The following is an 18,355-nucleotide window of genomic DNA, read 5'->3' on the forward strand; positions in this document are numbered from 1 at the left end:
CGTCGCCGCCCGTCAGCGATAGTCCGCCGGGCGGATCCCGTAGCGCTTCAATTTGTCGTACAGCGTGTTCCGCCCGATCCCCAGCGTCGCCAGCGCGGTGGCGATGTCGCCGCCGCATCGCACCAGGCAGTCGCGGATGATGCGCGCCTCGAACGCCGCCACCTGCGTCGGCAGATCGGCGTGGCTCTCGTCACCGCGGTCGAGCGGCAGTCCCAGCATCGTGCGCCGCGCATATCCGCGAAGCTCGCGGACGTTGCCGGGCCAGTCGTGCGCGACGAGATAGGCGTGCACCTCGCGGCCGAGCGGGGGCAGCGCCCGACCCTCGCTGCGCGCGACCTCGTCGAGGAAGTGCGCGAAGAGCAGCGGCACGTCGCTGATCCGCTCGCGCAGCGGGGGCACGCGGACCCGTACCGGGTTGAGGCGGTAATAGAGGTCCTTGCGGAACCGGCCCTCGCGCACCGCATCGTCCAGCTCGACATTGGTGGCGGCGACGATGCGCAGGTCGATCGGGCGCGGACGATCGCCGCCGATGACCGTCACCTCGCGCTCCTCGATCACCCGCAGCATCGCGCCCTGCACCGCCGGCGGCATGCTGCCGATCTCGTCCAGGAACAGCGTGCCGCCGTTCGACATCTCGATGCGGCCGGGGTGCCCGCCGCGATATTGCGCATGGACGCCCGGCGCATAGCCGAACAGCTCAGCCTCGGCGAGGCCGCTCGGCAGCGCGGCGCAATTGACCGCGACGAACGGGCGCGCGCGCCGCGGCCCCCAGCGGTGCAGCAACAGCGCGGCGAGTTCCTTGCCGGTGCCGGTCTCGCCCTCCACCAGCACGTCGATGTCGGCCTGCGCGATCTGGCGCAGCATCTCGCGCAGGCGCACCATGACCGCGGTCTCGCCGATCAGGACGTCCCCCTCCTGCGCGCGCGCCGCCGCGGCGCGCAGCGCGCGGTTCTCCAGCACCAGTCGCCGCCGGTCGATCGCGCGGCGCACGCAGGCGATCAGGTGATCGGCGGCGAACGGCTTCGGGATGAAGTCGAATACACCCTGTTTGAGCACGTCGATGACCATCGGGACATCGGCGTGGCCGGTCATGACGATGACGGGGATGTCCTCGTCGACCGACCGGATACGCCGGAACAGCTCCAGCCCGTCCATTCCCGGCATGCGCACGTCGGTGACGACGACGCCGGCGAACTCCGGCGTCACCCGCGCCAGCGCCGCCACCGGATCGGCCGCGACCTCGACCTCCATATCCTCCAGCTCGAACGCCTGGCGCAGCACCGCGCGCAGCGTCGCATCGTCGTCGAGGAGCAACGTGGTCACGGCACCCGTTCCTTCTCCAGCGGCAGGTCCACCACGAACAGCGCGCCGCCCGCCTCGCTCCTCGTGACGTGCAGGGTGCCGCCATGGTCCTGGACGATCTCGCGCGAGATGCCGAGCCCCAGCCCGGTGCCCGCGGGCTTGCCGGTGTAGAAGGGCTGGAAGATCGCCTCCGCCATGGCCGGATCGACGCCGCCGCCATTGTCGGCGACGCCCAGCCGCACCGCGTCGCCGCGGCGCTCGACCTTCAGCACCACGCGCGCGCCGGACACCCCGGCGACCGCGTCCAGCGCGTTGGTCAGCAGGTTGACCAGCACCTGTTCGATGCGGATCCGCGCGACCCGCAGCCGCGGCAGATCCGGCGCGCGCACGATCTCCAGCACGACCCCGGCGCGCCGGAACGTGTCGCCGACCAGCAGCAGCGCCCCGTCGACGATCTCGTCCAGCGGCACCAGCGCGGGCTCGCTGCGTCCGCGGCGCGCGTAGGACAGCAATTCCCCGGTGATCGACGCGATCCGCTGCGTCAGCGCGACGATCAGCGACAGATTCTCCCTCGTCTCGTCGATCCGCTCGCGCGCCAGCAGCTTCTGCCCGTTTTCTGCCGCGGTCCGGATCGCGGCGAGCGGCTGGTTGAGCTCATGCGCCACGCTGGTGGTGATCGTCCCGATCGACCCCAGCCGGTTCGCCTGCGCCAATTCCTCGCGCGCGGCACGGTAGCGGCTGTCCGCGAGCGCGCGCTCCTCCCCCTCGGCCTGCAGATCGCGATAGGCATCGGTCAGCTCGGCGGTGCGCCGCAGGACCTCGCTCTCCAGGAACTCGCGCGCGGCGTGCGCGCGGCGGCGTCGCGTCATGCCCCAATAGACGAGCCCCGCGGCGGCCGTCAGGACGACCGCGATCACCAGCGTCGCCACGCGCGTGCGGTCGTCCGCCGCCGCCAGCACCGGCGCCAGCGGCTCCAGATGGAGCAACCGCCAGTTGAGGCTGGGCAGCGGCTGTTCGACGAGCAGGAACCGCGTGCCGTCCGCGGTGCGCGCCACCCCGTCCGCGATGCGCAGCCCGGCATCCCCCGGCACGATGTCGCCGAACTGACGCGACCGCGCGATGACGGCGCGGCGCTCGGGCGACAGCGGCATGATCGTGCGGAACCGCCGCCCGCGATCGGAGCCGACGACGATCACCCCGTCGCGATCGACCACCAGCACGCTCTGCGTCGCGGAGCGCCACAGTCGCTCGATCCGGTCGAACTCGATCTTCACCACCACGACCCCGGCGGGCGCGGCCGCCGTTCCCGCGCGCCGGGCCAGGAACAGGCCCGGCCGCCCGGTGACGCTGCCCTGCGCGAAATACTCGCTCTGGCTGTTGCGCAGGCTGTCCACGAAATAGGGGCGGAAGCGGAAGTCGTGCCCGACGAAGCTGTCGGGGTCCCCCGCGTTCGAGGCGGATCGCGCGATCCCGTCGCGGGCGATCGCGTAGAAGACCGTGGCGCCGGTCTGCTGCGCCAGCGCGCGCAGCGTGCGGTCCAGCCGCTGCGTCCCCGCGCCGCCGGCGGTCAGCGCCTCCGCCACGTCGGGCAACTCGACCAGCACGAAGGGCAGGACGCGAAACTTCTCGACCTCGGCCGCGAGTGCCCCGGCCTCCAGCGCGGCGCGCCGCACCGCCTGCGTGCGCGCCTGCTCGATCGCGTCGCGTCGCGCCGACGATCCGAACGCGACGGCGAACAGCACTACCAGCGCGACGAGCGCCCAGGCCACCGCTGCCCAACGCAGCCAGTCGAATCGCGCGTCCGCGGACATCCGTCCGGTCTATCGGACTTTCGCGCCCGCGCCATCCGGATTTCCGGACGGATTTCCGGCGCCGCAAGCGACGCGGCCGGGGTTTGTCGCGCCCGTTCAATGCGATGGCGAAAAGCGACGGCAGGTTTGCAGCCGACCGCCCTCCTCCCCGATGATGTGCGCCATTCACAGACCGCGGGCAGACCGCGGCGAACGCGAAAGGGATCGAGGATGGCGACGTCGGGGCGGCAGAAGCGGTGGCAATATCTCTGCGGCGTGGCGGCATTGCTGCTTCCCGCATCGGCGATCGCGCAGCAGCAGACACCGCCCGATGCCTCGCCGCAGGATCCCGCGGCGGTCGCGGAACAGGACGGCGACCGCAGCACCGACATCGTCGTGACGGGATCGCGCTCGCAGCAGGCGCGCAGCAACGTGGACACGCCCGCGCCGGTCGACGTCGTCAACGCCGAGCAGCTGACCGAGACCGGCCAGGTCGAAGTGTCGCAGATGATCAACTTCGTCGCGCCGTCGTTCAATTCGGCCAAGCAGACGATCGCCAACGGCACCGACCATATCGATCCCGCCACCCTGCGCGGCCTGGGCCCGGACCAGACGCTGCTGCTGCTCAACGGCAAGCGCCAGCACACCACCGCGCTCGTCAACGTCAACTCCACCGTCGGGCGCGGCTCCGTCGGCTACGACCTCAACGCCATTCCCGCCGCCGCGGTGGAGCGGATCGAGGTGCTGCGCGACGGCGCCGCCGCGCAATATGGGTCGGATGCGATCGCGGGCGTCATCAACGTCGGGCTCAAGCGGCGCGACAACGGCGTCGAATGGCGCAACCAGGCCGGCATCACGAAGCAGGGCGACGGCCGCATCCTGCAGTCCAGCGTCAATGCCGGGTTCAAGCTGGGCGATGCGGGCTTCCTCAACGCCACGCTGTCGGTCATCGACCGCGGCTTCACCGATCGCTCGGGCACGTACAACAACACCGTATATCTGGCGCCGCTGCCGGCGACGCGCTTCCCAGGCTACAGTTTCTCCGTCCCGCTGACCGCCGCGGAACAGACGCGCCAGGCGCAGGACGAGGCGATCGTGCAGCAGCGCCGCTTCGACCGGCGCAACATGATCGTCGGCAATTCCGCGGCGCAGACCTATTCGGGCTTCGTCAACATGGGCGCGCCGCTGGGCGACTGGGAAGGCTATGGCTTCGGCGGCTGGACCCATCGCAACGGGCGCGCGGCGGGCTTCTACCGCTATCCCAACAACGCGCGCACGAGCAACCTGTCGCTGTTCCCCGACGGCTATCTGCCCTTCATCGAAACCGGGATCGACGATTACACCGTGGCGGGCGGCGTGCGGCGCGGCGGGCGCGGCGAGTGGGTGATCGACGTCAGCAGCAAGTTCGGCGGCAACCAGATCACGTTCGACGTCGACAATTCGATCAACGCGTCGCTGGGCAATGCCACCCCGACGCACTTCTACGCCGGCAAGCTGACGTTCCAGCAATTCACCAACAACGCCGATCTGTCGAAGGCGTATGACGGCCTGTTCGGCACCAGGACGTTCAACGTCGCCCTGGGCGCGGAACTGCGCTTCGACCGCTACGCGATCGGCGCGGGGCAGCCCGAATCCTATCTCGACTACAACCCCCCCGGCACCCCCGCGGCGCAGGTGAAGGCGTCGGGCGTGCAGGTCTTCGGCGGCTTCCGCCCCGACAACGTGGTCAGCGAAGGCCGCCGCGCGATCGGCGTGTACCTCGACCTGGAAAGCGACATCACCGACCGGCTGCTGGTCAGCACCGCGGTCCGGTACGAGAATTACAGCGACTTTGGCGGCAACGTGTCGGGCAAGCTGGTCGGCCGCTACAAGCTGACCGAGGCGCTGGCGCTGCGCGGCGGCATCAACCGCGGGTTCCGCGCACCGTCGCTGCACCAGCGCTTCTTCAGTTCGGTGTCGACGCAGTTCATCACGGTGAACGGCGTCAACCAGCAGCGCGAGGTCACCACCGTCCGCAACGATTCCGAGATCGCGCGCCGGCTGGGCGTGCCGTCGCTGAAGCCGGAGACGTCGTGGAGCTATTCGGCGGGCGCGACGCTGTCGCTGGGCCGCGCGCTGAACGTCACCGCCGACCTCTATCAGATCGACATCAAGGACCGCATCGTCATTTCCGGGCGGTTCAGCAACACCATCCCGGCGCTGGCGACCTTCTTCGCGGGCACCAACGTGACCGAGGCACAGTTCTTCACCAACGCGATCGACACCCGCACCCGCGGGCTCGACGTGGTGGCGACCAGCATGCACGACCTGATGGACGGCAAGCTGACCGCCAGCCTCGCGCTGAACCTCAACAAGACCGAGATCCAGGGCGGCGTCCGCACGCCCCCGCAGCTCGCCGGCTTCGGCGAGACGCTGCTCAACCGCGAGGAGCGCGGCCGGATCGAGGTCAATCAGCCGCGCAGCAAGATCATCGGCACGCTGATCTACGAGGTCGGGCCCTGGCTGGCCCGCATCGCCGCCACCCGCTTCGGCGAGATCACCACGGTCGCGCCGCAGCTGCCCGAACAGGACCAGACCTTCTCGCCGAAGGTCGTCACCGACATCTCCTTCGCCTATCGCTTCACCGAGGCGGTGGAATTGCAGGTCGGCGCGAACAACTTCTTCGACGTCTATCCCGATCGCGTGCGCGATCCGCGCCTGACCAACGACGGCACGGTTCCGTACAGCCGCTTCGCCACGCAATTTGGCTTCAACGGCGCCTCCTATTACGCAGCATTGAACTTCAAATTCTGAGGGTCGCCATGAACATGACACGGACGATAGACGAGCCCGCCCCCGGCGGGACCGGCAGGACCGATCCCCCGACGACGCTGTCGCGGGACCGGCTGAAGGCGATCATCGGCGGGTCGACCGGCAATCTGGTCGAATGGTACGACTGGTATGCCTATGCGGCGTTCACGCTCTATTTCGCGCCGCATTTCTTCCCCTCGGACAATGCGACCGCGCAGCTGCTGGGCGCAGCGGCGGTGTTCGCGGTCGGCTTCTTCATGCGACCGCTGGGCGCGTGGATCATGGGAATCTATGCCGACCGCAGGGGGCGCAAGAGCGGGCTGGCGCTGTCGGTGACGCTGATGTGCGCGGGCTCGCTGCTGATCGCAGTCTCGCCCACCTATGACAGCGTCGGGCTGCTCGCGCCCGCGATCCTGGTCGTCGCGCGGCTGATGCAGGGACTGTCGGTGGGCGGCGAATATGGCGCCAGCGCCACCTATCTGTCGGAGATGGCAGGCAAGGGGCGGCGCGGCTTCTTCTCCTCGTTCCAATATGTCACGCTGATCGGCGGACAGCTGGTCGCGATCGGCGTGCTGCTGGCGCTGCAGGCGACGATGGCCGAGGCGGCGCTGGAGGCCTGGGGCTGGCGCATCCCGTTCGCGATCGGCGCGCTGCTCGCGGTCGTCGTCTTCTGGATCCGCCGCGGGCTCGCCGAGACCGAGAGCTTCAAGAACGCCAGGGACAGCGCAGCGCCCAAGTCGGGCATGTTCGCGCTGTTCAGGCACCACCCGCGCGAGGCGTTCACGGTGATGCTGCTGACCGCGGGGGGCACCCTCGCCTTCTACGCCTATTCGATCTACATGCAGAAGTTCCTGGTCAATACCAGCGGCTTCGACCGCGAGACCGCATCGCGGATCAACGGCGGCACGCTGTTCCTCTTCATGCTGCTGCAACCGATCGCCGGCGCGCTGAGCGACCGGATCGGGCGCAAGCCGCTGCTGATCGGGTTCGGCGTGGCGGGGGTGCTGTTCACCTATCCGCTGTTCGCCACGCTGGAGACGACGCGCGATCCGGTCGTCGCGTTCCTGCTGGTGCTGGGCGGGCTGGTGATCGTGACCGGCTATACCTCGATCAACGCGGTGGTGAAGGCGGAGCTGTTCCCCGCGCACATCCGCGCGCTGGGCGTCGCGCTGCCCTATGCGCTCGCCAACACGATCTTCGGCGGGACCGCGGAATATGTCGCGCTCAGCTTCAAGAACGCGGGCATGGAGCGCGGCTTCTACTGGTACGTCACCGCGATGATCGCGGTCTCGCTGATCGTTTACATCCGGATGCGCGATACCCGTATCACCAGCGCCATCGCCGAGGATTGACGGCACGAGCGTGCACCGGGCGGGCCGTCGCCCGCCCGGTGCGATTACATTTGGTTGAGCAACCAACTTTTACTTGCCGAGCGTGGGAGGGAAAGGCATAGTCGCCGCCGGAGAGAGGAACGAGGCAGGCGATGATGCAAGCGGGCGCGAACGTGTCGGACGTGGATGCAGCGATCGTCGATCCGACGACCTATGCCGACGAAGAGCGCTATCACGCGCTGATGACGCAGCTGCGGCGCGACGATCCGCTCCACCTTTGCACGCCCCCCGGCTTTCGCCCGTTCCGCGTGGTGACGCGCCATGCCGACATCCGCCGCGTCGAGCTGGATAGCCGCACCTTCATCAACTATCCGCGCATGAACCTCCAGCCGCTGGAGATGGAGGAGCGCGTGATGGCGGCGACCGGCGGACGACGCTACACCGCGCGTCATCTGGTCGTGATGGATGCGCCCGAGCACCAGCATTACCGCGGGCTGACGCAGCGCTGGTTCCTGGGCAAGCAGCTGCGTCCGCTGGAGGATCGCATCCGCGATCTGGCGCGCGAGGCGATCGACGACATGGCCGCGCGCGGCGGCAGCTGCGATTTCGTCGAGGACGTGGCGCTGTGGTTTCCGCTGCGCGTCATCCTGATGACGCTGGGGCTGGGGCGCGACGACGAACGCTTCCTGATGAAGATCACGCAGGAGATCTTCGGTCCCGACGATCCCGACAATCGCCGCTCGACCAGCCCGGATGCGCGGTTCGAGACGATCGCGGAGTTCAGCCGCTGGTGCGACGCCCTCACCGCCGCACGCCGCGCCGCGCCGACCGACGATGTCGCCAGCGTGATCGCCAACGCGCGCGACCCGGACGGGCAGCCGATCGCCGCGATCGACGCCATGTCCTATTATCTCATCATCGCGACGGCGGGGCACGACACGACCAGCTCGTCCGCCTCGGCCGGCCTGCTGGAGCTGATCCGCCACCCCGACGAGCTGCACAAGCTGCGCGCCGATCCGGCGCTGATCCCCAATGCGATCGACGAGATCATCCGCTGGGCAAGCCCGGTGAAGCACTTCTTCCGCACCGCCGCCGCGGACACAGAGGTGGCGGGCGTCGCCATCGCCGAGGGCGAACATCTGATGATGGCCTACCCTTCCGCCAACCGCGACGACGCCGTGTTCGAGGATCCGTTCGCGTTCCGCGTCGACCGGCGCAACGCGCGCGAGCATGTCGCCTTCGGCTATGGCCCGCACGTCTGCCTGGGCCAGCATCTGGCGAAGATGGAATTGCGCATCCTGTTCGAGGAATTGCTGGCACGGTTCGATCGTTTCGAACTGGCGGGCGAGCCGGCGTGGACGCAATCCAGCTTCGTCTCCGGGCTAAAGCGCCTGCCGATCCGCTTTTCCTGACGCCGGTTTCTTGCCTGGCGCCTGGGATGCCGCGAAGATGGTAGCCGTGTCCGCTTCCGAACCAGCCCGCCCCGCGCGTCGCACCAGCCGCCGCGGCCGACGCGACGGTGCCGATTCCGCCTCCGCCACCGCCCTGGTGAAGGCGACCGCGGCCTTGATGCGCGAGCGCGATACGCTGGACGTCTCGTTCGTCGAGATCGCCGAGCGCGCCGGCCTGCCCGCGGGGCTGATCGGCTATTATTTCGGCAACAAGGAAGGGCTGCTGTTCGCGGTGCTGGAGCGCGACGTGAAATACGCGCTGGCGCAACTCGACGCGCTGGTGGCATCGGACTGGAGCCCGGTCGACAAGATGCGGCTGCACCTGCGCGGTGTGGTGCGCGCCTATTACAAGACGCCCTATTTCAACCGCCTGGTCCAGGCGATGACGCGCGATGCCTCGCCCGAGCGGGTGGCGCGCATCGCGGCGGAATTCATCGGCCCGATGACCAAAGCGCAGGGTGCGATCATGGACGAGGGCGTCGCCGACGGCCTCTTCCGCGAGGTCGACCGGATGCTGTTCTACTTCTCCGTCATCGGTGCGGCGGACGCGATCCACGCGTCACGCTTCATCCTGTCGTCGGTCTACGGTGTCGCCGAGGTGACGCCCGACCTGCACCGCCGGCATGCCGCGCATATCGCGGAGGTGTTCCTGCGCACCCTGCTGATCGATCCGGCATCCGCCGCCGTTTAACACTTGCCTCATCCCGAACTCATGTTAGTTTGGTCGCGCAACCAATAACGATTGGGTGGGGAGGAAAGGGCATGAAGCGGCAGGTGCGCGCGCTGGGCGCGTTGATGGTGGGCGTCTCCGGACTGGCATGGGCGAGCGCTGCCTCGGCGCAGGCGGTATCTCCCGATACGGCACCGGCGCCACAGGAGGCTGGCACCCGCGGTGCCGTCGCCGGCGAGACGATCGACGACGGCACGCTCCAGGACATCGTCGTCACCGCGCAGCGGCGCGAGGCGAACCTCCAGACCGTGCCGGTCGCCGTCACCGCCGCGGACAGCGCCGCTCTTGCGGAGGCGCGCGTCGACAATATCGCCAACGTGTCCGCGATCACGCCGTCGGTCACGTTCCGCGTGACCAACAATGCGGTCTCCTCCAGCTCGATCCAGATTCGCGGCATCGGCACCTCTGGCAACAGCCGCTCGTTCGAGGGCGCGGTCGGCGTGTTCATCGACGGCGTGTACCGCACCCGCTCGGGCCAGGCGTTGCAGACCTTCCTCGACGTCGATTCGCTCCAGATCCTGCGCGGTCCGCAGGGGACGCTGTTCGGCAAGAACACGACTGCCGGCGCGGTCCTCGTCACCTCGGTCGCGCCGTCGCTCGACCGCGTCACCGGCAACGCGCAGATCGACTATGCCAATTACGACACGCTGATCGCGAAGGCGGCGATCTCCGCGCCGATCAACGACAAGGTCGCGGTGCGTGCCGCCGGGCTCTACCGCCGCAACGACGGCTTCTACCGCGATCCCAACAACGGCAAGGATTATAACGACGACGAGACGTATGCGGGCAAGCTGCAGCTGCGCCTCGCCCCGACCGACGATCTCGACATCCGGCTGATCGGCGATTTCGCGCGGTCGAACGGGCGCTGCTGCTACGGCACCGCGGACATCCCCAACGCCGGCCCGACCCAGGCGATCGTCGACAATCTGATCTTCGCGCGCGGGCTCCAGCCGCCCAGCCGCGACAAGGACCGCTACGAGGCGGTGCTGTCGCGCGACGGCAACCAGCGCGTGACCGATTACGGTGCGACCCTGCTGGTCGACTGGGACATCGGCGACAACCGGCTGTCGTCGATCACCGGGCTGCGCCGCTACCGCTTCTCGCAGATCGGCGTCGATGCCGATTTCTCGGGCGCGGACATCTTCTATCTCGACGAAACCTTCCGCAGCAATTTCTTCAGCCAGGAGCTGACCTTCACCGGCGAGCTCGACGGCGCGCTGAAGGCGGATTACGTCGTCGGCGCCTTCTTCTCCGACGAGAAGATCGAGGCGGAGCGCCGGCTGTACCTGGGCACGCAGGCGCAGACCTATTTCGACATCCTGCTGGCCGCGCGCGGCCTTCCCGCCGGGACCGCGCAGGCGCCCGCCGGGCAGTTCAACGACGAGCGGATGCGCGCTGGCGGCAAGTCCTATGCCGCCTTCACCAACTGGGACGTGAAGCTCACCGACGCGTTCAGCGTCATCGCCGGCGTCCGCTACACGCGCGAGGAAAAGTACGGCAGCTTCCGCAACGCCTTCTTCACCGCGCTCCCGCGTACCCCGTTCCGGCTGCTGGGCGCAGCGCCGGGGCCGGCGTACAGCGCGCAGAACGATCGCAACGCGCTGTCCGGCACCGCGGGCGTGCAATATCGCCCCAGCCAGACCGCGATGTTCTACGCCACCTACAACCGCGGCTTCAAGGCGGGCGGCGTCAACATCGACCAGAATGCCGCCGGCGGCCGCGCCAACAACCCGGACGAGGTGCCCGGCGGGGTCCCGCGCGACCCGCGCTTCGCCCCGGAGACGGTCGACAGCTACGAAGTGGGCGCGAAGCTCGACCTGTTCGACCGTCGTGCGCGGCTGAACATCGCCGCGTTCCACTCCGACATCCGCAACCTCCAGGTGGCGCAGTTCCTGGGCGTCCAGTTCGCGATCTTCAACGCCCAGCGCGCGAAGGTCACCGGGGTCGAGGGCGAGGGCACGCTGCGGATCGGCGACGCGCTGACGCTCAACGCCTCGGGAACCTGGCTGCCCGAGGCCAAATATGGCGTCGACCCGCTCCTGGGTCCGCCACTGTCGGGCCGCCGCTTCGCCGCCACGCCGAAGTTCCAGGGCAATGTCGGCGTCAACCTGGATAAGCCGGTCAACGACGATTACGCGCTCGTCGGGCGGGTGCAGGTGCAATATGTCGGTCCGCACTTCACCACCACCGTCAGCAACGCGACGCAGGACGAATATGCGATCGTGAACCTGAACATCGGTGCGCAGGCGGCGGCGGGATGGCGGCTGGAATTCTACGTCACCAACCTGTTCGACGAGATCACCTATGCCCGCCACTTCCTGACCCCGCTCCAGACCGGCGACCAGAACGTCTATCTGGGGCCGCCGCGTCAGTACGGCCTGTCGCTGCGCTACAGCTTCTGACCGTCATGCCACGGACGATGGCCCGGATTGCCGATCCGGGCCGTCCACGCCGCGTCACGAAGCGACAGGATGCCGCCACCGCGCGCCGGTGAGGTCGAAAATGCTCGGCTCGGCCCGTCTTCCGGCATTCGCCGCATCGCCGCACGGCCTAGAACCGCCCCGTCACGATCTTCACACGGGGGTGTCATGTCGGTTCGGCCAAGGTTCATCAGTTTCGACTGCTACGGCACGCTCATCGATTTCGAGATGGGCCCGACCGCGCAGCGCCTCTTCACCGATCGCGTCGCGCCCGAGGCGATGCCGCGCTTCCTCGCCTCGTTCAAGGCGTACCGGCTCGACGAGGTATTGGGCGACTTCAAGCCCTTCTTCGACGTCGTGCAACGCTCGATCCAGCGCACCTGCGCCGCGCACGGTGTCGCCTGTCGCGACAGCGACGCCACCGCCCTGTACGAGGCGGTGCCGACGTGGCATCCGCATCCGCATACCGTCGCGGTGCTGGAGGCGATCGCGCCGCACTATCCGCTGGTGATCCTGTCGAACTCGATGGTCGACCTGATCCCGGCCAGCGTCGCGCACCTCAAGGCGCCGTTCCACGCCGTGTACACCGCGGAGGAAGCCGACGCCTACAAGCCGCGCGCGCAGGCGTTCGAATATATGCTCGACCAGCTGGGCAGCCATCCGGGCGAGATGATGCACTGCTCGTCGAGCTTCCGCTACGACCTGATGACCGCGTGCGACCTGGGCTTCATGGCGCCGACCCTGATCGAGCGAGGGCACGAGCCGTCCGCCGACTATCCGGTCCGGCGATTGAGCGACATCCGCCAGCTGCCCGCGCTGCTGGGGCTCTGACCATGCCGGCAGCGTCCCAGGACGGCGCGGCGACGCTGTCGTCCGCGCCGCCCGCGCTGGACGCCGGGGAAGCGTCCGCGGTCGCGGCGCGCCTGTTCGGCGTCGATGCCGCCGCGACGCTGCTGGCCAGCGAGCGCGACCAGAACTTCCGCCTGGACGGCGGCGCGGGCGAGAGCTGGCTGCTGAAGGTCAGCAATCCGTCCGAGCCGGCCGACATCGTCGACCTCCAGGTCGCCGCACTCGACCATATCCATGCGCGCGCGCCCGGCGCCCCGGTGCCGCGGGTCCTGCGCAACCGGCACGGCGATGCGACCGCCGCGATCCGGCTGCCGGACGGTCGCCGCACCTGCGTGCGGCTGCTCACCTATCTGGAGGGGCTGCCCGTCCGCGGCACTCCGCGCACGCGCGCGCAGCGCGTCAGCCTGGGTCGCGCGCTGGCCGGGCTCGACCGCGCGCTCGACGGCTTCTCCCACCCCGCCGCTTCGCACGACCTGATGTGGAACGTCGCGCACGCCGACCGGCTGGCGGGGATGATCGATCAGGTCGCGACCGGCGCGCGCGCAGCGATGCTGCATGCCTTCATGAACCGTTTCCGCGCGGTGCAGCCGCAGCTGGCGAGGCTCAGGCGGCAGGTGATCCACAACGACTATCACCTCTTCAACGTGCTGGTCGCGCACGACGACGACACCCGCGTGACCGGCATCATCGACTTCGGCGACCTGATCGAGGCGCCGCTGGTCGGCGAGGTCGCGACCGGCGCGGCCTACCAGCTGCGCGGCACGGACGACCCGCTGGGGGCGGTGGCCGAGTTCGTCGCCGCCTATCACGCGGTCCTGCCGCTCGATGCCGGCGAACGCGAAATCGTGGCCGAGCTGATGGCGACGCGCCACCTCGTCACCGTCCTCATCACCGAATGGCGGGTGAAGCGCTACCCCGAGAACCGCGACTATATCCTGCGCCACAATCCCGAATCCTGGGACGCTCTCTTCCTGATGGCCGACATGGGCAGCGCCGCCTTGCGCGACCGCGTGCTGTCGGGGATCGACACCGGAGACCTTCGATGACCAGCACGATCGATCTCAACATGGTCAACGCCTATATCCCCGGGCGCGCCGATGTCGGGCCGGAGATGGCGGCGAAGATCGCGCGGCGCGATGCGCTGCTCGGCCCCGCCTATCGCCTGATGTACGAGCGGCCGCTGCACTTCGTCCGCGGCGAGGGCGCGTGGCTGATCGATCCGGACGGCCGCCGCTTCCTCGACATCTACAACAACGTCACCTCGCTGGGCCATTGCCACCCGGCGGTGGTGGAGGCGATCTGCCGGCAGGCGGGCACCTTGCAGACCAACACCCGCTACCTCCACGACATTATCCTGGAACTGGCCGAGCGCCTGCTGGCGACGGTGCCGGGGACCGACCTCGCCCACCTGATGCTCACCTGCACCGGCAGCGAGGCGAACGACCTGGCCTATCGGATGGCGAAGGTGCGCACCGGCGGCACCGGGATCATCGTCACCGACACCGCCTATCACGGCTTCACCGACGCGGTATCGCAATTCTCGCCGTCGCTCGGCGCCGGGGTCGATCTGGGCGCGCACGTGCGCCTGGTGCCCGCGCCGCGTCGCTACCACGCGCCGGGCGAGGACCTGGCGGCGCGCTTCACCCGCGATGTCGAGGCGGCGATCGCGGACCTCCGTCGGCACGGGATCAGGCCCGCGATGCTGATCGTCGACACCCTGTTCACCAGCGACGGCATCCTGCCCGACCCGGCGGGGTTCCTGTCGGGCGCCGCCGCGGCGATCCGCGCCGCAGGCGGGCTGTTCGTCGCGGACGAGGTGCAGCCCGGCTTCGGCCGTACCGGCACGCACATGTGGGGGTTTCAGCGTCACGCCCTGTCCCCCGACATCGTCACCATGGGCAAGCCGATGGGCAACGGTCAGCCGATCGCCGGGCTGCTCGCGACGCAGGACGCGCTCGCCCGCTTCGGGCGGGATTCGCGCTACTTCAACACCTTTGCCGGCAACACCGTGTCGTGCGCGGCGGCGCTGGCGGTGCTGGACACGATCGAGCGCGACCATCTGATCGATCATGCCGCGACCATGGGCCGGCGCCTCCACGACGGCATCGCCGATCTGGCCGCCCGGCACGCCGCGATCGGCGACGTCCGCGGCGCGGGCATGTTCGTCGGCGTCGAGCTGGTCGCGGACCGCGCCACGCGCGCGCCCGACCGCGCCCTGACCAGCCGCGTCGTCAACGCGATGCGCGACCGCGGCGTCCTGCTCAGCGCCTGCGCGCAGGGGCACAACGTGCTGAAGATCCGCCCGCCGCTGATCCTGTCGCAGGACCAGGTCGACATGGTGGTCGACGTGCTGGATGCCGCGTTGACCGAGGCGGCGGGCGGGCAATAGGGACCGCCCCAGCTCGATGCGTGCCGCCACCGCCCTCGACGCCATGGACTTCAGGATCCTGGCCTATCTGCAACGCGAAGGCCGGGCGACCAATGTCGAGGTGGCGGACGCGGTCGGCCTCAGCCCCAGTCCGTGCCTGTCGCGGACGAAGCGGTTGCAGGCGCTGGGCATCATCCGCGGCTTCGGCGTCCATCTCGCGCTGGCGCAGCTGGGCGACACGATCACGATCTTCGTCGAGGTGACGGTCGAGAAGCACCGCCGACAGGATCTGCGTCGCTTCGAGGCTGCCGCCGCTACGATCCGCGAGGTGATGGAATGCTACAACGTCAGCGGCGGCTACGACTATCTGCTGAAGGTCGTGACGCGCGACACCGGCCATTACCGCAACGTGATGGACGCGCTGCTGGAGGCCGACGTCGGGATCAGGAAGCTGCGCAGCTTCATCGTGCTGCGCGAACCGTTCATCAGGCACGACTATCCGCTCGACCATCTGTTCGACGTCTGACGCTCGCGCCCGCGCCGTCGCTTCGCTATCGCGCGGCGATGGCGAGGAAGAAGCGCTACCTGACCGCGACCATGGCGGACGGCTATGTGAAGACGATCGGCCCCACCGCCGCGCCGTTCACCCACTACTGGCGCGTCGTCGCGCACCTCCGCGGCGGCAGGACCGAGGTGTTCTGGGGCCATACCGGCTCGGCGAAGGAGGCGACGGCCAAGCGGGCGCTCCTGGAGCAGGCCGCGAGGCGCCACGGCTGGCAAGGCTATGACTTCGAGGTCGTGGCGCTGACGGAACACCGACCGGGCGAGCGCTGACGTACCGGGCATGGGCGGGGTGCGATGATCCGCATCGCTGGCATTCGGCCCGCATCCATGAAAAAGGGGCCGGGATCATGGCCGGCACCTCCCCCTCCCGTCGCGGCACCCGCCGCTGGACCCCGTCGCGCTACCGCGCGCTGCTGCGCACGCAGGGGCCGCGTTCGGTGCGCTTCCGCACGCGCGTCGCCATCCTCGTGGGCGCGGTCGCGATCGGCCTGGCCGCCACCGTCTTCGCGCAAGCGGCGGACCTCGCCGCGGACCTGTTCGCCGCCTATGCGGCACGCTTCCCGCTCGCGCCGCTGGCGACCACGCCGCTGCTCTTCGCCGCGCTGGTATGGATCACGCGGCGCACCGTCCCGCTCGCGCGCGGCTCGGGCATCCCGCAGGTGATCGCCGCGCAGGCCGACCCGGAGGGCGCGACGCACGACCTGGTGTCGATCCGCACCGTGGTGGGCAAGGCGCTGCTGACGCTGGCCGCGGTGCTCGGCGGCGCATCGGTCGGGCGCGAGGGGCCGACGGTGCAGATCGCGGCCGCGGTCATGGGGCTGAGCCACCGCATCCTGCGCGTGCCGTTGCGCGGCGCGGTGCTGATCGCCGGGGGTGCCGCGGGGGTCGCGGCGGCGTTCAACACGCCGCTCGCGGGCCTGCTGTTCGCGATCGAGGAACTGGCCTCCGCCTATGAGCAGAAGGTCACGCTGCTCGTCGTCGCCGCGATCGTCATCGCCGGCATGGTCGCGCAGTCGGTGCAGGGCGACTATGTCTATTTCGGGCTGATCGGGGCCCACATGCCGCTGGCCACGGCGGTGCTCGCGGTGCCGCTCGCCGGGGTCGCGGGCGGCCTCGCCGGCGGCCTGTTCTCGCGGCTGATGCTGGCGCTCGCCGCCGGGACCCACCGTATCACCGCCTGGAGCAAGCGCCGCCCCGTCGTCTTCGCCGCCGCCTGCGGGCTGGTGGTCGGCGGCATCGGCACGCTGACGGGGCTGACCTGGGGCACGGGTTACGGCGCCGCGCGCGCGATGATCGTGGGCATCGATGCGCCGTTGTGGTTCGGCCCCGCGAAGTTCCTCGCCACGCTCGCCACCGCGGTCGCGGGGCTGCCGGGCGGCATCTTCGCGCCGTCGCTGGCCGTGGGCGCCGGGCTCGGCAACCTGCTGCACCCGCTGCTTCCCGGCTCGCCCGCGCCGGCGATCGTGATCCTGGCGATGGTCGCCTATTTCGCCGGCGTCGTCCGCGCGCCGCTGACCGCGGTCATCATCCTGTCGGAGACGACCGGGAGCCGCGGGCTGATGCTGCCGATGTTCGCCACCGCCTTCATCGCCGACGGCGTCAGCCAGCTGGTCTGCCGCGAAAAGCTGTACCACGGGCTGTCGCGCACCTTCGCCATCGGTACGCCCGGCCGCGTCGGCGACCCCGCCCCCACTCCGGCGGCGTAAGGCTGTCCGCCGCGGGATCGCGGCCGTGGCCGGGGCCGCACGCGCGCGCTACCCATCCCCGCTTCCGCCGCCGCGGCGCAGCTCCCGCCAGCGCCAGCCGCGGTGGAACGAAAGCGACGCCGTCGCCAGCGGGGCGATGTCGATCCTGAGCGCCACCTCGGGCGGCAGCGCGATCGCGGCGGTCAGGATCGCGCGGACGACCATCGCCTGCGTCACCGCGATGAACGCGCGCTCCCCATGCGCGACCGCGTCGAGCCACGGCACGACCCGCGCCACGACCGCGGCGAAATCCTCGCCCCCGGGTGCGCCGCCGGCCGGCGCCCCCATCCATGCCATGAGCCGTTCGGGGGCGACGGCCTGCACCGTCGCGAAGGTCGCGCCGCTCCATGCGCCCCAGTCCATGTCCGCCAGCGCGGGCACGACGTGGGGGTCGCCGCCGATCGCGCGCGCGGTCTGCCGCGCCGCCTCGCCCGGCCCGGCCATGACGACGCTCGCCGCCGTCATGGGCCAGCGCATCCGCGCCGCCGCCGCCGCCCCCGCCGCGTCGAGCGGTTCGGACGGCGCGGCGAAACCGCCGATGCGCGACATCGCCGTCGCGCCCGCGCAGACGACCGACAGGCGCGTGGTCATTCGTCGGACTCCTTGTTGACGCGACGGGGCGATCGTTCCACAGCTGCCCCATTGGTCCCGGGCGGGAAGCCGGTGAGAATCCGGCGCGGTCGCGCCACTGTGATCGGCGGGAGGGATCCTGTCGAGAGTCAGACCTCGGCCGGGACGCCGTTCATCGCCGGGCGCGGATACCCGGCAGGGAGCACGCATGACCACGACGACCTCGTCCATCGCCGGCGACACCTGTTTTCCCATCGGCGCCGGTGCCGCCATCCCCGCGCGCGATCTCGCACCCTGGGCCGTGCTCGCAGTGCTGATCGCGACCGTCTTCCTGTATTTCGTCGGGGCGGAGCAGGGCGCGTTCGCGATCTTCGATGGCATGTACGTCCACGAATATGTCCATGACGGGCGTCACCTGCTGGGCTTTCCCTGCCACTAAGCGGAG

15 protein-coding genes and 1 riboswitch are annotated in these 18,355 nt (G+C 69.7%); of the genes, 12 read left to right on the forward strand and 3 right to left on the reverse strand.

The window, feature by feature from the left end; translation table 11 throughout:
- Positions 1-12: 12 nt before the first annotated feature.
- A complete protein-coding gene (locus PGN23_RS00255; protein ID WP_335300783.1) occupies positions 13-1,323 on the reverse strand; it encodes a sigma-54-dependent transcriptional regulator in 1,311 nt (436 codons plus the stop codon).
- Positions 1,320-3,113, reverse strand: coding sequence for a sensor histidine kinase (locus tag PGN23_RS00260; RefSeq protein WP_335300784.1), 1,794 nt, complete (start codon positions 3,111-3,113; stop codon positions 1,320-1,322). Before PGN23_RS00260 ends, PGN23_RS00255 begins: the two co-directional genes overlap by 4 nt.
- A gap of 210 nt (positions 3,114-3,323) precedes the next feature.
- Here PGN23_RS00260 and PGN23_RS00265 point away from each other — a divergent pair, with 210 nt between their 5' ends.
- From PGN23_RS00265 to PGN23_RS00315, 11 genes are all read left to right on the forward strand, one after another.
- Positions 3,324-5,885 (forward strand): TonB-dependent receptor plug domain-containing protein, encoded by a 2,562-nt coding sequence (locus PGN23_RS00265; protein WP_335300785.1) that lies wholly within the window; start codon positions 3,324-3,326, stop codon positions 5,883-5,885.
- Positions 5,886-5,899: 14 nt separating this feature from the next.
- Positions 5,900-7,234: an MFS transporter gene (locus PGN23_RS00270; RefSeq protein WP_335300786.1), complete on the forward strand. Its 1,335-nt coding sequence runs from the start codon at positions 5,900-5,902 to the stop codon at positions 7,232-7,234.
- A 131-nt stretch (positions 7,235-7,365) separates the two neighbouring features.
- The gene (locus tag PGN23_RS00275) at positions 7,366-8,625 is read left to right on the forward strand and encodes a cytochrome P450 (protein WP_335300787.1); all 1,260 of its coding nucleotides are present in this window, start codon (positions 7,366-7,368) and stop codon (positions 8,623-8,625) included.
- Positions 8,626-8,671: 46 nt separating this feature from the next.
- A complete protein-coding gene (locus PGN23_RS00280) occupies positions 8,672-9,355 on the forward strand; it encodes a TetR family transcriptional regulator (RefSeq protein ID WP_335300788.1) in 684 nt (227 codons plus the stop codon).
- Positions 9,356-9,426: 71 nt separating this feature from the next.
- The gene (locus PGN23_RS00285) at positions 9,427-11,796 is read left to right on the forward strand and encodes a TonB-dependent receptor (protein ID WP_335300789.1); all 2,370 of its coding nucleotides are present in this window, start codon (positions 9,427-9,429) and stop codon (positions 11,794-11,796) included.
- A 186-nt stretch (positions 11,797-11,982) separates the two neighbouring features.
- Positions 11,983-12,645, forward strand: coding sequence for a haloacid dehalogenase type II (locus PGN23_RS00290; protein ID WP_335300790.1), 663 nt, complete (start codon positions 11,983-11,985; stop codon positions 12,643-12,645).
- A gap of 2 nt (positions 12,646-12,647) precedes the next feature.
- The gene (locus PGN23_RS00295) at positions 12,648-13,709 is read left to right on the forward strand and encodes a phosphotransferase (protein WP_335300791.1); all 1,062 of its coding nucleotides are present in this window, start codon (positions 12,648-12,650) and stop codon (positions 13,707-13,709) included.
- Positions 13,706-15,052 carry an aspartate aminotransferase family protein gene (locus tag PGN23_RS00300; RefSeq protein ID WP_335300792.1) on the forward strand — a complete coding sequence of 449 codons (1,347 nt, stop codon included), beginning with the start codon at positions 13,706-13,708 and terminating at the stop codon, positions 15,050-15,052. The genes PGN23_RS00295 and PGN23_RS00300 overlap by 4 nt, the downstream gene beginning before the upstream one ends.
- A 16-nt stretch (positions 15,053-15,068) precedes the next feature.
- Positions 15,069-15,557 carry an Lrp/AsnC family transcriptional regulator gene (locus PGN23_RS00305; protein ID WP_335300793.1) on the forward strand — a complete coding sequence of 163 codons (489 nt, stop codon included), beginning with the start codon at positions 15,069-15,071 and terminating at the stop codon, positions 15,555-15,557.
- Between the two features lie 38 nt (positions 15,558-15,595).
- On the forward strand, positions 15,596-15,865 hold the full coding sequence (locus PGN23_RS00310; RefSeq protein ID WP_335300794.1) for a hypothetical protein: 270 nt from the start codon (positions 15,596-15,598) through the stop codon (positions 15,863-15,865).
- A gap of 77 nt (positions 15,866-15,942) precedes the next feature.
- Positions 15,943-17,301 carry a chloride channel protein gene (locus PGN23_RS00315; RefSeq protein ID WP_335300795.1) on the forward strand — a complete coding sequence of 453 codons (1,359 nt, stop codon included), beginning with the start codon at positions 15,943-15,945 and terminating at the stop codon, positions 17,299-17,301.
- Between the two features lie 48 nt (positions 17,302-17,349).
- Here the strand turns inward: PGN23_RS00315 and PGN23_RS00320 are convergent, their stop codons facing one another.
- Positions 17,350-17,931, reverse strand: a complete 582-nt coding sequence (locus PGN23_RS00320; protein ID WP_335300796.1) for a histidine phosphatase family protein — start codon at positions 17,929-17,931, stop codon at positions 17,350-17,352.
- A gap of 63 nt (positions 17,932-17,994) precedes the next feature.
- Positions 17,995-18,103: riboswitch (cobalamin riboswitch) on the forward strand.
- A gap of 15 nt (positions 18,104-18,118) precedes the next feature.
- Between PGN23_RS00320 and PGN23_RS00325 the strand changes: the two genes are divergently transcribed.
- Positions 18,119-18,349 carry a CbtB domain-containing protein gene (locus PGN23_RS00325; protein WP_335300797.1) on the forward strand — a complete coding sequence of 77 codons (231 nt, stop codon included), beginning with the start codon at positions 18,119-18,121 and terminating at the stop codon, positions 18,347-18,349.
- Positions 18,350-18,355: the final 6 nt, after the last annotated feature.

Source organism: Sphingomonas adhaesiva (assembly GCF_036946125.1).
Taxonomy (GTDB): Bacteria; Pseudomonadota; Alphaproteobacteria; order Sphingomonadales; family Sphingomonadaceae; genus Sphingomonas; species Sphingomonas adhaesiva_A.